Here is a 13509-nt window from a genome sequence, read left to right on the forward strand (position 1 = left end):
AAGCATAGAGCCATCCGCTTTTCATTCGAAAACTCGTAAACATGCATAATTCTCCATAATCCCGCAGAAACCGCCATACGATTGCAATAATTGTATTTTTTCATCAATTTGATTAGTATTAAAAGCGAAGGCAATCCAACATAAAGGAGACTTCCAGCTATGACTTTGAAAAAGACATTGACCATTGCAGGATCAGATACGTCAGGCGGGGCGGGAATTCAAGCCGACCTGAAAACATTCCAAGAACACGGCACATACGGCATGACAGCTTTGACGGTTGTTGTGACGATGGATCCCGACAACAATTGGAGCCATAACGTCTATTCACTTCCGATTGATGTGTTGAAAGCGCAACTGAAAACAGCCCTTTCGACAGGCATCGACGCGATTAAAACAGGCATGCTTAGTACGGAGGAAGTCATCCAAACTGCGGGCGAGGCGATTGCGGAGTCCGGACTCAACCACGTCGTCATCGATCCCGTCATGGTTTGTAAAGGCGAAGACGAAGTTCTCAATCCGGGAACTGTCGACGCTATGGTGCAATATTTGCTTCCAAAAGCCGAAATCGTAACGCCGAACTTGTTCGAAGCAGGACAATTGGCGAGCATGAAAACACCATCTACCATTGAGCAAATGAAATCGGTAGCCGAAAAGATCCATTCACTTGGCGCACGCAACGTCGTCATCAAAGGCGGCAAACAGCTTCAGCACGAAAAAGCGGCGGATCTATTTTATGACGGCAAGACATTCACGCTGCTCGAAGCGGAAAAAACGGCTACGCATTATAATCATGGAGCGGGCTGCACGTTCGCCGCTGCGATTACAGCAAACCTCGCGAATGGCCTCGACGTGAAAGAATCCGTCATCGAAGCGAAGAAATTCGTTACTGCGGCGATCGCGAACGGCTGGAAGTTGAATGAATATGTAGGACCCGTCATGCACGGCGCAAAAAACCGTATCGGCGCACCGGATATTACAGCATCGGAGATTTGATTGCTTGAAGGTCAGAAGAGAGTTTTCTCTTCTGACCTTTTTTAGTTATCGGTCATTTCCCCGCGGATATCGATCATTTCCCGAAGGTTATCGGTCAATTCGGTGAAGTTATCGGTCATTTCCCAGAACTTATCGATCAATTTCACATATTTATTGTCATTTCATGACCTTTGACCCATGTAATTTTGTTCCGTCTAGACTCCGGGCGCTATTAGGGTGCCTTAATTTCTGCCAAAAGCGCAGAAATACGGCAAATCGAACCCTTCGCAGTTCGTTTTGCTCGGGTCATAAGTCAGCCATGCTGTACGGCAAAAAGCGCCGTTTCGCATGTCCGCCTTATGCCTGTCGCACCTGAGCAAGCGCCCTCCGCTTTTGTTTCAAGCACCACAATCGCATTCATTTTCACTTTTCTATATACTGAAGTTATGTGATTTTGTAAGAAGGAGGATTTATCATGGAACCTGTGAAACCGGATCAGTTGCAGGAATTGCTGAATTCCTATGCGAATAAAGACGTTTACATCCATCTTGAAACGACGAATGGTGCGTATGCAGCCCATTTCAAGGAAGGATTTTTCAACGCGGGGGCATTCATCCGGAATGTCGTCGTCAAATATGAGCTCGGGAAAGTGGCGGGCGAATCGCCGCATCGGGTCGGCTTGAAGTTGCCGTCAGGATGGATTTATGCGCAAGGGATCACTCACTACACGGTCGATGAACACGATCGGCTGCTCATGGCTGGGCTCGACCCTGATGGAAAACTTGCCGTCGCACTCGAAATTAGTGAAACACCGTTTACATATTAAGCTGTTTGATTGTTAAGGAGGCTTATCGATGATTAAAGAAGAACGCCACGTACTCGTCATTTTCCCGCACCCGGACGACGAAGCTTTCGGCGTATCGGGTACGATTTCCACGTATATCGAAATGGGGGTTCCCGTCACATACGCTTGCCTGACATTAGGCGAGATGGGCCGGAATCTCGGCAATCCCCCTTTCGCTAACCGCGAAACGCTGCCGCAAATTCGCAAGCAAGAATTGCAAAATGCCGCAGCCGCGATGGGACTTACAGATTTACGGATGATGGGCTTGCGCGATAAGACGATAGAATTTGAGGATGACGAAAAGATGATCAAGCTCGTCACCGATTTAATTGAAGATACGAATCCGTCGCTCATCATCACATTCTATCCGGGACTCGCCGTCCACCCAGACCACGATGCAACTGGACGCGCCGTCGTCCGTGCCGTCAGGAGGATGAAAGAATCCGAGCGCCCGACACTGTATACGCTCGCTTTCGCACATAATACAGCGGAAATGATCGGCACACCTGACGTCTTCCATAACGTCGAAGGAGCGGCTCAAAAAAAGCTCAACACATTGAATGCGCATGCTTCCCAAACCGTATGGATGATGCGCGATATGGAGAAAAGGCTGGCTGAGAAAGATCCTGAAGCGTTAAAATGGCTGCACGAAGAGAAATTTTTCACATACAAATGGGACCGGGATTTCGAATAAACATCCCAACTGATCATGCCCCGTTCGCAATAGCAAACGGGGCATTTACATAGCAAAACGAAAAAACTGAAAAGAGTGATTTTGTTCCAGTATATTTACAACTAGCAGAAAAATAGGTAGTATGTATGATTATACAACAATATTGATACTTTATTCATAAAGGAGCAAACTAGAGTTGAAAAAACATCATTTATCCACTTGGCTCTACTTTCTAATTCCATCCATACTCGGTATCATCCTATTCATGATCCCGCTTAAATTCGGAGAAGAATGGAAAGTTCCCATTGCAAAGCTTGCGGATATTCTATCCGGCTGGCTCGAACCCGCTATGCCAATGACCGCAATGATTATTATTGTTATCGCGGCAATTGGATCGCTTGTTTATGCATTCATCCCGCGTTCCAGTTCTAAACCTTCTCTTATGGAAGGCTTGTTCAAAGTAACTCCGTTCTGGGTCGTCACCCGAATTATCGGAGCTGTTTTCGCCATCATGGTTACTTTCCAAATCGGACCTGAGGCAATTTGGAATGAAAATACGGGTGGTCTGCTTCTAGCACCAGATGGTCTTGTTTCATTCTTATTTACGATTTTCCTTTTCGCAGGACTTTTATTGCCATTATTATTGAATTTTGGTCTTTTGGAGTTTTTCGGTACGATGATGGTGAAGGTGATGCGTCCATTATTCAAACTTCCAGGACGTTCCTCCATCGATGCGCTCGCTTCATGGATCGGCGATGGTACGATCGGCGTACTGTTGACGAGCAAGCAGTATGAGGATGGCCATTATACACAACGGGAAGCGGCAATCATTGCGACAACGTTTTCAGTCGTTTCAATTACGTTTTCACTCGTCATTATCGATACGGTTGGCATGTCCAACTACTTCCTTCCGTTTTACGCAACAGTACTGGTGACTGGCGTCATTTTAGCGCTCATCATGCCGCGGATTTATCCGCTTAGAAGCAAGAAAGAGGCGTATATCGACGGCCGGGAGTTCACGGGCGAAGATGAGCAACTTCCTGAAGGTTATAACGTATTCAATCACGGGCTGGAGAACGCATTGGATACCGCTTCGAAGAACCGTTCCATCAGCAGGATCTTCACTGATGGCATGCGTAACGTGCTCGATATGTGGATCGGCGTCGCACCGGTTGTTATGGCATTCGGTACGGTGGCGCTTATGTTGGCCGAATATACTGGTGTGTTCACATTTTTAGGAAAACCTTTTGAACCGATTCTTTCCGTGTTGGGCATTCCGGAAGCTGCGGCAGCCGCACAGACGATGGTCGTCGGTTTTGCAGATATGTTCCTGCCAGTCATTTTGGCTGACGGTTCCATTACATCGCCGATTACGTTGTTCACAATCGCAACGATTTCAGTCGTTCAGCTAATTTATATGTCCGAAGTCGGCGGTTTGATTCTTGGGACGAAAATTCCTATTAATATCCTAGATTTAATTATCATTTTCCTATTGCGTACACTCATCGCCTTGCCGATTGTTGCAGGTGTTGCACATTTACTGTTTTAATTAACGAAAAGCGGAAACGACCGCTTATGCCTGTCAGGCCTGGTCGTTGAAGCTAGACAATAACAAAAAGACCGCCGATCCATTTACCGGATCAGCGGTCTTTTTCATATCAAACATTCAATTTCTTTTTCAATTTTTCCAGCATATCGGCTGTCATTGCATCCAAATCGTATGTCGCTCGGAATCCCCATTCCGCGACGGCTGCAGACGGGTCAATGCTATTCGGCCAGCTGTCGGCAATCGCTTGGCGGACCGGATCGACATTATACGTCATTTCAAAATTCGGGATATGCTTGCGGATAGATGCTGCGATTTCACTTGGCTCGAAGCTCATCGCTGTCACATTGAAGGCATTGCGGTGCATCAATTTCGCAGGATTCGACTCCATCAAATCGACAATCGCCTGCAATGCATCCGGCATATACATCATGTCCATATATGTGCCTTCCGCTATGAATGACTCGTACTTCCCGTCCGTAATCGCCTTGTAATAAATATCCACCGCATAATCCGTCGTTCCCCCACCCGGCTGCGCCACATAGGAAATCAATCCCGGGAAACGCACGCCGCGCGTGTCGACGCCGAATCGGTGATAATAATAATCGCATAATAGCTCACCCGAGACTTTATTCACGCCATACATCGTTGTCGGCCGTTGCAAAGTGTCTTGAGGAGTGTTCATCTTCGGAGTTGAAGGACCGAATGCCCCGATCGAGCTAGGCGTGAAAAATTGCATATTGAGCTCGCGTGCTGTTTCAAGCGCATTCATAAGGCCGCCCATGTTGAGGTTCCATGCAAACAAAGGATTCTCTTCCGCTTTGGCAGATAAAAGCGCCGCCATGTGCATAATTGTATCCGCGCCGAAATCTTTCGCCACTTCGTGCATCTTCTTGCCGTCCGTCACATCGAGTACTTCAAATGGGCCAGCAATCGGCTCTAGCGGCTGACGTATATCTGTCGATAGCACATTATCCACGCCATATTCATTTTGCAGTTTGCCAATCAATTCTGAACCGATCTGGCCAAGCGCACCAGTCACCATGATTTTTTTCAATCCTGACTCCTCCTAATGGTCAAATGTGTTTATGGAAAGGACATATTTTTCTCAGAACATAATAAACTCTTTCACATCAATATAAAGAGATTATATTATGTGCACCTGTAAAACACAACATCTATTCCTTCCTTATCATCTTTTCCCTTTATTTATCTGGTATACTAGAGGAAAAACGTCGAGGTGCACAATGTTCAGTAAATATGCCAATCTCATTTTAGTTATTATCATCGGCGCATTATTGGCGGTTGCTTTATTTTTATCCGGCCTACAAATGTGGCTTGTTTTCACAATCGTTATGGTGTTCACTTTCATTTTAACGATGGGTTATCCCTTCTATATCATCTACAAAACGAAAAGTTTGAAACTGATTGACCGTTATTTGGCGAATCATCGGAGTAAACCGATTTTTAGCTACGCGTATACTTTGGCTCATGGATCGGATAAAGAGATTATCGAGTCATTGAAAAAAATCGTGAAATCTTACCCTCAAGCGGAAGTGCAAGATGTGTATAATGCCAATTTGCTAGTATTCCAAAAGGATTGGAGAGGATTGATAGAATCGTCAAAATCGATGACAACAACTTTCTACCGTGATTATTATGCGGGAATCGGGTATACAATGAGTAATAATAAGGAGAAGTCATCCGAAGCTTTGTCGAAAGTGCGAACTCCCTGGATGGTCCACTCCTTGAAGGCCGTCATGGCGTTGAAGCAGGGACAGGAGGATGTATTTAACTCCGAAACAGTTCTTGCAACGAAACATGCAGTCGGCATGCAACGCTATGTCGTGCATTATATGATGAAAAGACTGGCGAAAGGAGTTTTTTCGACCGAGGAGGTGTGAACATTGGACTTCATGGAAGAGACCTACGTAGAATTAAAGGACGGAAGACGTGGGCTTATTGTTGAAATGAGGCCGAATGAACCGATGCAATATGACGTCGAACTTCCAAACGGAGAATTGACGACTGTCTTCTACGATGAAATTGCCAAACAAGTCCACTTGCCGACGAGGTAGATGAAACAGAGAACGCAGAGAAAACCCATCTTTTTCAAAGATGGGTTTTCATATTTTTTAAAGCGTTTATCGAACAGTTCTCACGAATAATTGACCGTTGAGCATTGGGCATTCCAACTGGCCCCTCGCTTCAAGATCCGTCACAATCGCTTCCATATACCACTGATTATTTCCATCGAACGGCGTCAACCTTCGTAACGTTCTGTTCGATAATTCTTCAAATGAAATGATGCCTGCTTCACGAATGATCATAAGCATCACTTTTTTTATCTTGTCATATCTATACTTTACAATCGACGCACCGGCTTTGCCGTTTGATTGCAAAAGTTGGACGCTTTCATTGTATCGCATATTGCCCCACCTTTTCAAAGTGACCTACTTATATCTATTCCCATTTTCGTAGAAAGTTAATCATCGTTTATTAAAGATTTGTAGAAAAAAACTGCCGCATCGGCTAAGCGCCGACACGACAGTTATTTTTCAAATTATGAAATGACGCCGAGCTCTTTTCCTACTCTCTCGTAAATAGCTAGCGCTTCATCGATCATTTCCTTCGTGTGAGCGGCGGTCGGCATATTACGCACTCGGCCTTTGCCCTTCTGAACAGTCGGGAAGACGATCGACTTGGCATATACGCCTTCTTCGATCAACCGTTTTGAAAATTGTTGTGTCAATTTCTCTTCGCCGATGATGCACGGCGTGATCGGCGTTTCAGAAACACCGATGTCGAAGCCGAGTCGCTTGAGGCCCTCTTTCAAATAGTTTCCATTTTCCCATAGCTTATCATGCAGCTCAGTAGATTCTGTGATTTTATCTAGCGCGCCCATGATTGCAGCTACGTCGCCTGCCGGCAATGCAGTGGAGAATAAAAACGGCCGCGAGCGAACTTTCAGCCAGTCGATCAATGCCTGCGTTCCAGCAACATAGCCACCGACAACGCCGATTGCTTTTGACAATGTACCGATTTGGAAGTCGATCTCTTTTTCAAGCCCGAAATGCTTAACAGTCCCTTTTCCTTTGCCTGTTACGCCTGACCCGTGCGCATCGTCGACATACGTGATCAAATCGAATTCTTTCGCGATCTCTACAATTTCAGGAAGCTTCGCGATATTGCCATCCATTGAAAATACGCCGTCTGTAATATACATGAGCTTGCCGAATTGTCCGGACTCCTTCGCTTCTTTCGCTTTCGCACGTAAATCGTCCATATCTTGGTGCTTCACCCGAATGATTTTTGCGCCGGATAGACGGCAGCCATCAATGATTGAAGCGTGGTTCAATTCATCTGAAAGAATAGCGTCCTGCTTGTTCATGACCGCAGAAATCGCCGCCATATTACAGTTGAATCCGGATTGGTAGGAAATCGCTGCTTCCGTCCCCTTGAATTCCGCAAGTTTTTTCTCTAGTTCAATATGAATATCGAGCGTTCCGTTAATCGTTCGTACTGCTCCCGCACCGACGCCATACTTTTCCGTCGCCGCAATCGCGAGCTTTTTCAAATCTTCATTCGTTGCAAGCCCTAAATAGTTATTCGAGGATAGATTGATTAACTCTTTCCCCTTAATTGTAATGATGGGACCGTTCGGACCTTCTACCGGATCGATAACATTGTAAAGGCCTTGGTCGCGCAGTTCCTGTAAATTTTCCTGTAAAAAAGCATCGAGCACTTTTGACAAAATGATCTTCCTTTCAAACGATTGATGCCCCCATTTTAGCATAAGAGGACCCATATCGCAGAAGGAATCGCATTATACGTCAATCCATTTTGAAAGTTGTTTCGTCTTTTCCTCGAAGGATTTCCTTATAATGGCCTGATCGACAACTTCGCGCAGCCTGTTTTCACTATGGGCATGTGCATGCATATAACCGGTCGCGTCCATAATTTTCTCTTTGTATCGGCCGCTGATTTCGGCAATCTTCTCTTCTGCTTCCGCATCTTCCGTACATAACGAAACGAGATCAAGTATTTCATCCAACGGACTCTCAGGGTCGTATTCATGCGGCTGGGTCGCGTCAAACAAGCAAACCGACAGCTCCGGCAACAACAAGATGTCGACGCTTGTAGGATCAAGGCCACACCAACCGTAAAGCACGTCAACTCCCCTACGCTCCGCCTCTTTGCCGAGCGTTTTCAACATCGTCGATTTTCCCGTTCCGGACAACCCTTTCATAAGTATCCTTCTCTTCGTCCAGCTCGTAATGGAAGGAATGTAATCACGGGACCCTCCTGGCGATAAAGAGCCGGCGATCCGATGTGATACTGTCGATGTCTTATGCAGCTTCATCGTGCCGAAAAGTTCATTTTTCAATGATTCAATGAGCTGCTCATGTTCATGCCACATCATCCGTACGATATTCACTTGCTCCCAATCGTCGTGGATTCGCAATGCATCGGACATAGACTGCATCATTTTCGTAAACATGACGTTCGATTCCTCTGCAATGGCAGCCATTTCGGCGGCGCGGCTTTGCAGTTTTTCTTCGTCGTACGCATCGTAGAAGCTGATGACGTGATGGCGTCCGCCAATTTCGGTCGGCTCAAGCGAAACGGGGTGGGACGCTTGGAGAATGAATAAATTAAGATCTTTCACAAATATGGCATCTGTATTGTCAGGCTGGACGGGGTTGTTGAATCGATCCACGTCGTAGCCTCTTTTAATGAAATGAGCTGCCGCATCGTTCAAGACTTTGGTTAATGCATTTGTCGGCGGCGCTTTTAAAAAGATTGTTTTGTCAGCGGTGGCGATCAAAGTGTCGTATTTATGCGCAACCCCATGCCCTGTATAGGCTGTCCCCATGTATTCCGTTATTGTCCCGTATATGATGACCATCCTTTCCCAATTGACTACTTGCCTTTCTACCATATGCCCAAAGAATAAAAAAAAGCACGGCTTGTCTGCCATGCTTTCGATAAAACTCATTTAATAAACAAAACCTGCTCGTCTTCTTCCCCTGCAATTTTTAATAGGAGTTTGCGACATTGCGGGAGGGCGTAGTGGACGATTTGGCCGATGAGGAAGGCGATGATGACTGTGCCGATACCTATTGGACCGCCTAACAGCCATCCTACAACGGCGACAATGATTTCGATCATCGTCCGCACCTTTTTCACACTAATTCCGAGCTTATCAACAAGGATGAGCATCAGGCCGTCGCGCGGACCTGCACCGACATTCGGTGCAACGTAAATGCCAACGCCGTACGACATGACGATGACACCGAGCGTGAAAATGATTACTTGCCCTGTCATTGAATTGAATTCAGGCAACATCCAGTTGAACAAATCGATAAAAAGACCAAGCAAGGTCATGTTCAGCCATGTCCCGATTTTCGGCCATTGCTTCAACACGACAGAGGTCACCCCAATGATGATCAAGCCAAGGATGATGCTCCACGTCCCGATCGTCAACCCGAAGTTCCGAGTCAGTCCGATATGCAGAACATCCCATGGTCCAACGCCGAGACGGTGTCCTTTAATTGTCATTGTAATTCCTAGCGACAAGACGATCACGCCGACAAGGAAGAATGTCCATCTCCATACAAAAATTTTTCTCATCTGCACTCTTCTTTCCCCCGCTACTCTATCATGGATAGGTCATTATCTGTTTCCACTATTGTAGCATGTGTCAAGAAGGTATGTTATTTGTGATTAGCCTTTGATAATATCGCTGAAGGTCGCGTCGGCAACGCTTGCAAGATCGGCCGGGGACAATTTCATTTGCAATCCCGGCTTCCCTGCACTGACGACGAACTGCTCAAGCCGTTCAGCCGAAGCATCGATTACGGTCGGATACTTTTTCTTCATGCCAATTGCCGAACAACCTCCACGGACGTACCCTGTCTCTTTCGTCAAATCCTTTAACGGCAGCATATCGAGCTTCTTCACGCCTGCCGCCTTCGCAGCTTTTTTTAAGTCAAGCTCTTCCGCGACGGGCACGATGAAGACGAAGAGCTCCCGCGGACCAGCGATCGTCACAAGCGTCTTATAGACCGATTCCTCTGCCTGCCCTGTTTTTGCAGCGACAGACACGCCGTCCAATTGTCCATCATTAATATCATATTCCATCAATTCATACGTCACTCGTTCATTTTCCAAAAGTCTTACCGCATTTGTCTTTACGGATTTCTTTTGCTTCGCCATATATTCACATCCTTCGGCAAATAGAAGAAAAGCCGCCATTAACTGGCGACCCTTCCTATTAGGCTGTTCTATTAATATTCGGCCATTCGGCAATAAACCCATTCCGCTTCGCTTCCACTTGGATCGAGTAAGCGGAAATTGCCTTTGCATAGCGTTTTTGCTCCAATAGCACTTCCCGTTCCAAATCAGTCGGAAGGTCCATGGATGCCACTTTGAACACTTCCGTCTTTGCCCGGTTCGTTTCTGCTTCCAATTGGGATTGCTCCCTCTTTTGGAGTGCAAGCCTTGCTTCTGTTTCCATGATTTTAGCGGAAGCAGTAGCTGCAAGCTGATGATCCGCTGTCGTCGGCTCCTGGACTGATATCGCTTCTCTTCGGACGTCCCGCCACGCATCGATCGTCTCCTCTAACGTTTTCCCGAGAGGAAGGGCGATCTGCTTCACCTGTCCTGCATCCAGCTTTTTGAACTCCCGATTGTCTTGCGCAGCTTTCGGTTCCTTTTTTCCTGTCAGCAATGCTTCCAAGTCATCGAGCATTTTTTGGTTCCGTCCATTGTAATCCGCTTGGCGATGATAAGCTTGTTCAGCATTCCTGCGTCTCACCGCGTCGTACCGCTGCATTTGGTCGGCAGCGGATGCAAACGTCATGATGGCATTCATGTCACTCACCTCCTGATACGTGTCCACTTTCAGTTATGAGTATTATAGCCATTTATTGCTTACCAAAACATCCAGCAAAAGATTCAATGACTGATTATTCGAAAGGTATTTTCGACTGGTTGTTTGGGCCTACTTTTTCGACAGTTTTCCACTTTTACCGACCATTACTTAAAGAGCAGTTTAGCGTTTTTCCCTTCGCTCTGCATCATCACTTCTCGAACATCTTTTTCAATGCATCCGCCAATGCCGTGTTCACAGGCTCTTCCTCCTGCTTTTTCATATACTTTTGCACGTCGCGTTTATCCGCCTTTTTGCCGCCGGATTGAGCGCGTCGCTTTTCAAAAGCAGAAAGCTTTTCACGGTAGCCGCATTTGCAGACGAAAATTCTTCCGTCCCCTTCTCCACGAAGCTCTAGCTTTTTCTTACAGTTTGGGCATCGTGCATTCGTCAATTGGGATACATTGCGACGATGGCCGCATTCCCTGTCCTGACATACGAGCATCTTGCCGCGTTTGCCGTTCACTTCAAGCAACGGCTTTCCGCAATCCGGGCACATCTTACCCGTCACATTATCGTGCTTGAACTTTTTATCGTCCGTTTTGATTTCTTTGACGGTTTTCTTCGAAAAGGCCACCATCTCTTTCATGAACGCATCTTTTTTCATTTTGCCATTGGCAATCTTCGTCAAGCTTTGCTCCCATTCAGCCGTCAAAGCCGGGGACTTCAAATCTTCCGGAACGAGTTCAAGCAGTTGTCTTCCTTTCGAAGTCGTGAAGATGTCATTCCCCTTTTTTTCAATGACGAATGAGCTGAACAGCTTTTCGATAATATCAGCACGCGTCGCAACCGTTCCAAGGCCGCCTGTGTCGCCAAGCGTCTTGATCAGATCTTTTGATTCACCCGCCATGAACTGCGCTGGGTTTTCCATTGCCGCAAGCAATGTCCCTTCATTGAAACGTGCTGGCGGTTTTGTCTGCCCTTCTGTCATGACGATGGCACGAATCTTCACTTCGGCACCTTTCGTGAAAGCTGGCAACCGGTCCGTATCTTCCTCTTCCTCATCCGTGGAATAAACCGCTTTCCACCCTTCGTCCGTGACCGTCCTTCCTTTCGCTTTGAACATTTCTCCGCCTACTTCAAGCTCTGCAGTTACTTGATCATAGCGGAACGGGCCGAAGAAGACGGCAAGGAAGCGCTTGACAATTAAATCGTACAAGCGTTGCTCCTTATCGGACAAGTTTTGATAGATCGGCGTCTCCTCCGTCGGGATGATCGCATGGTGATCGGATACGCGCTTGTCGTCAATGACGCCCTTCTGCGGCTTGACTGAATTCGACCGCAACAATACATTGACCGACTTCCGGTATGGCCCGATGTCGACCGCTTTGATGCGCTCTTTCAATGTGCCCGCCATATCCGACGTTAAATGCTTCGAATCTGTCCGCGGGTACGTAACTGCTTTATGTCGTTCATATAGATTTTGTAATGTCGACAACGTCTCTTTCGCTGACCAGCTCCAACGCCGATGCGCTTCCTTCTGCAGCTCCGTCAAGTCGAATAAAGGAGGAGCCGGCTGTTGCTTCGGAGTCGTTTTGACATCCTTCACTTTTCCGGAATGAACCCCATCGAGACGTGCCAGCAATTTTTCAATTGTGTCTTTGTTGAACGACTGTGTCTGCCCCGCCTTATCGGACCATGTGAATCTCGCTGTTTCGGTCAACGCTTGCAAACCATAAAACGATTTCGGCTTGAATTCCCGAATTTGCTTTTCCCGCTCCGCAATCATGGCGAGTGTCGGCGTCTGGACACGCCCTGTCGATAATTGCGCATTGTATTTCACTGTCAACGCACGTGTTGCGTTAATGCCGACGACCCAGTCCGCCTCTGCACGCGCAACCGCCGCTTCATATAAGTTTTCGTATTGGCGGCCGTCTTTTAAATTGTTGAATCCATCTTTTATCGCTTTATCGGTAACGGATGATATCCATAGACGCTTCACAGGCTTACGGTTCTTCGCCATTTCCAAGATCCATCGAGCGACAAGCTCCCCTTCCCGTCCTGCATCCGTCGCGATGATGATGTCCTTCACATCATTCCGTCGAAGCTGTGCTTTTACAGCATTGAACTGTTTCGTTGTCTGGCGGATCGGAGTCAGCTTAAATGGATCTGGAATGATCGGCAAGTATTCCATCTTCCATTCCTTGTATTCATTGCCGTACCCTTCCGGATCTGCGTGTGTCACAAGATGGCCGAGCGCCCATGTGACAATATATTTTTGGCCTTCTAAAAAGCCATTGCCTTTTTTATTACAGCCAAGCACCCGCGCGATATCCCTCGCAACGGACGGCTTTTCGGCCAACACTACTGATTTGGACATGATTAAATCCCCTTTCTACATATTTTTATTATAAGGGAGAACGTCTTCTGTTGCATGTCTAGTGAAATTGATGTGCTTTGGACGCGCGATGCCTCGCTTTGGACGCGCGGCGAATCGCTTTGGACGCGCGGCGACCCACTTTGGACGCGCAGCAAATCACTTTGGACGCGCGACGACCCACTTTGGACGCGCGGCGAATCGCTTTGGACGCGCGGCGGAT

At 46.9% G+C, this 13509-nt stretch carries 14 protein-coding genes; 6 read left to right on the plus strand and 8 right to left on the minus strand.

All coding sequences use genetic code 11. The features are described 5' to 3' along the window. Nucleotides 1-159: 159 nt before the first annotated feature. The 4 genes from thiD to ACTHPA_RS01565 all read left to right on the plus strand — a co-directional run bounded on the left by thiD (nucleotide 160) and on the right by ACTHPA_RS01565 (nucleotide 4038). Entirely contained in the window at nucleotides 160-993 is an 834-nt protein-coding gene (gene thiD / locus ACTHPA_RS01550) for a bifunctional hydroxymethylpyrimidine kinase/phosphomethylpyrimidine kinase (protein WP_440498296.1), read from the plus strand. 454 nt (nucleotides 994-1447) lie between these two features. After that, entirely contained in the window at nucleotides 1448-1798 is a 351-nt protein-coding gene (locus tag ACTHPA_RS01555) for a YojF family protein (protein ID WP_440498297.1), read from the plus strand. Between the two features lie 28 nt (nucleotides 1799-1826). After that, entirely contained in the window at nucleotides 1827-2510 is a 684-nt protein-coding gene (bshB2, locus tag ACTHPA_RS01560) for a bacillithiol biosynthesis deacetylase BshB2 (protein ID WP_440498298.1), read from the plus strand. Nucleotides 2511-2685: 175 nt separating this feature from the next. Continuing rightward, nucleotides 2686-4038: a YjiH family protein gene (locus ACTHPA_RS01565; protein ID WP_440498299.1), complete on the plus strand. Its 1353-nt coding sequence runs from the start codon at nucleotides 2686-2688 to the stop codon at nucleotides 4036-4038. A 109-nt stretch (nucleotides 4039-4147) separates the two neighbouring features. Here the strand turns inward: ACTHPA_RS01565 and ACTHPA_RS01570 are convergent, their stop codons facing one another. Further along, nucleotides 4148-5092 carry an L-threonine 3-dehydrogenase gene (locus ACTHPA_RS01570; protein WP_440498300.1) on the minus strand — a complete coding sequence of 315 codons (945 nt, stop codon included), beginning with the start codon at nucleotides 5090-5092 and terminating at the stop codon, nucleotides 4148-4150. Between the two features lie 190 nt (nucleotides 5093-5282). Between ACTHPA_RS01570 and ACTHPA_RS01575 the strand changes: the two genes are divergently transcribed. Next, nucleotides 5283-5939: a hypothetical protein gene (locus ACTHPA_RS01575; RefSeq protein WP_440498301.1), complete on the plus strand. Its 657-nt coding sequence runs from the start codon at nucleotides 5283-5285 to the stop codon at nucleotides 5937-5939. A 3-nt stretch (nucleotides 5940-5942) separates the two neighbouring features. Beyond that, nucleotides 5943-6113, plus strand: a complete 171-nt coding sequence (locus tag ACTHPA_RS01580; RefSeq protein ID WP_440498302.1) for a hypothetical protein — start codon at nucleotides 5943-5945, stop codon at nucleotides 6111-6113. 66 nt (nucleotides 6114-6179) lie between these two features. Here ACTHPA_RS01580 and ACTHPA_RS01585 read toward each other — a convergent pair whose 3' ends face one another. The 7 genes from ACTHPA_RS01585 to ACTHPA_RS01615 form a co-directional block, all read right to left on the minus strand. Continuing rightward, nucleotides 6180-6464 carry a DUF6958 family protein gene (locus ACTHPA_RS01585; protein WP_440498303.1) on the minus strand — a complete coding sequence of 95 codons (285 nt, stop codon included), beginning with the start codon at nucleotides 6462-6464 and terminating at the stop codon, nucleotides 6180-6182. A gap of 134 nt (nucleotides 6465-6598) precedes the next feature. Further along, nucleotides 6599-7789 carry a glycine C-acetyltransferase gene (locus ACTHPA_RS01590; protein WP_440498304.1) on the minus strand — a complete coding sequence of 397 codons (1191 nt, stop codon included), beginning with the start codon at nucleotides 7787-7789 and terminating at the stop codon, nucleotides 6599-6601. 72 nt (nucleotides 7790-7861) lie between these two features. Continuing rightward, entirely contained in the window at nucleotides 7862-9034 is a 1173-nt protein-coding gene (locus tag ACTHPA_RS01595; protein WP_440498305.1) for a hypothetical protein, read from the minus strand. Then, a complete protein-coding gene (locus ACTHPA_RS01600; RefSeq protein ID WP_440498306.1) occupies nucleotides 9031-9669 on the minus strand; it encodes a YczE/YyaS/YitT family protein in 639 nt (212 codons plus the stop codon). The genes ACTHPA_RS01595 and ACTHPA_RS01600 overlap by 4 nt, the downstream gene beginning before the upstream one ends. Nucleotides 9670-9762: 93 nt before the next feature. After that, entirely contained in the window at nucleotides 9763-10254 is a 492-nt protein-coding gene (gene ybaK, locus ACTHPA_RS01605; RefSeq protein WP_440498307.1) for a Cys-tRNA(Pro) deacylase, read from the minus strand. Nucleotides 10255-10312: 58 nt separating this feature from the next. Further along, a complete protein-coding gene (locus ACTHPA_RS01610; protein ID WP_440498308.1) occupies nucleotides 10313-10912 on the minus strand; it encodes a hypothetical protein in 600 nt (199 codons plus the stop codon). Between the two features lie 208 nt (nucleotides 10913-11120). Further along, the gene (locus tag ACTHPA_RS01615) at nucleotides 11121-13289 is read right to left on the minus strand and encodes a DNA topoisomerase III (protein ID WP_440498309.1); all 2169 of its coding nucleotides are present in this window, start codon (nucleotides 13287-13289) and stop codon (nucleotides 11121-11123) included. Between the last annotated feature and the right edge of the window lie 220 nt (nucleotides 13290-13509).

Source organism: Sporosarcina sp. SAFN-015, assembly GCF_051966875.1.
Taxonomy (GTDB): domain Bacteria; phylum Bacillota; class Bacilli; order Bacillales_A; family Planococcaceae; genus Sporosarcina.

Coding starts and splice junctions, on each gene's coding strand:
- thiD (WP_440498296.1), top strand. CDS start 160: ATGACTTTGAAAAAGACATTGACCATTGCAGGATCAGATACGTCAGGC.
- ACTHPA_RS01555 (WP_440498297.1), top strand. CDS start 1,448: ATGGAACCTGTGAAACCGGATCAGTTGCAGGAATTGCTGAATTCCTAT.
- bshB2 (WP_440498298.1), top strand. CDS start 1,827: ATGATTAAAGAAGAACGCCACGTACTCGTCATTTTCCCGCACCCGGAC.
- ACTHPA_RS01575 (WP_440498301.1), top strand. CDS start 5,283: ATGTTCAGTAAATATGCCAATCTCATTTTAGTTATTATCATCGGCGCA.
- ACTHPA_RS01585 (WP_440498303.1), bottom strand. CDS start 6,464: ATGCGATACAATGAAAGCGTCCAACTTTTGCAATCAAACGGCAAAGCC.
- ACTHPA_RS01595 (WP_440498305.1), bottom strand. CDS start 9,034: ATGAGTTTTATCGAAAGCATGGCAGACAAGCCGTGCTTTTTTTTATTC.
- ACTHPA_RS01600 (WP_440498306.1), bottom strand. CDS start 9,669: ATGAGAAAAATTTTTGTATGGAGATGGACATTCTTCCTTGTCGGCGTG.
- ybaK (WP_440498307.1), bottom strand. CDS start 10,254: ATGGCGAAGCAAAAGAAATCCGTAAAGACAAATGCGGTAAGACTTTTG.
- ACTHPA_RS01610 (WP_440498308.1), bottom strand. CDS start 10,912: ATGAATGCCATCATGACGTTTGCATCCGCTGCCGACCAAATGCAGCGG.
- ACTHPA_RS01615 (WP_440498309.1), bottom strand. CDS start 13,289: ATGTCCAAATCAGTAGTGTTGGCCGAAAAGCCGTCCGTTGCGAGGGAT.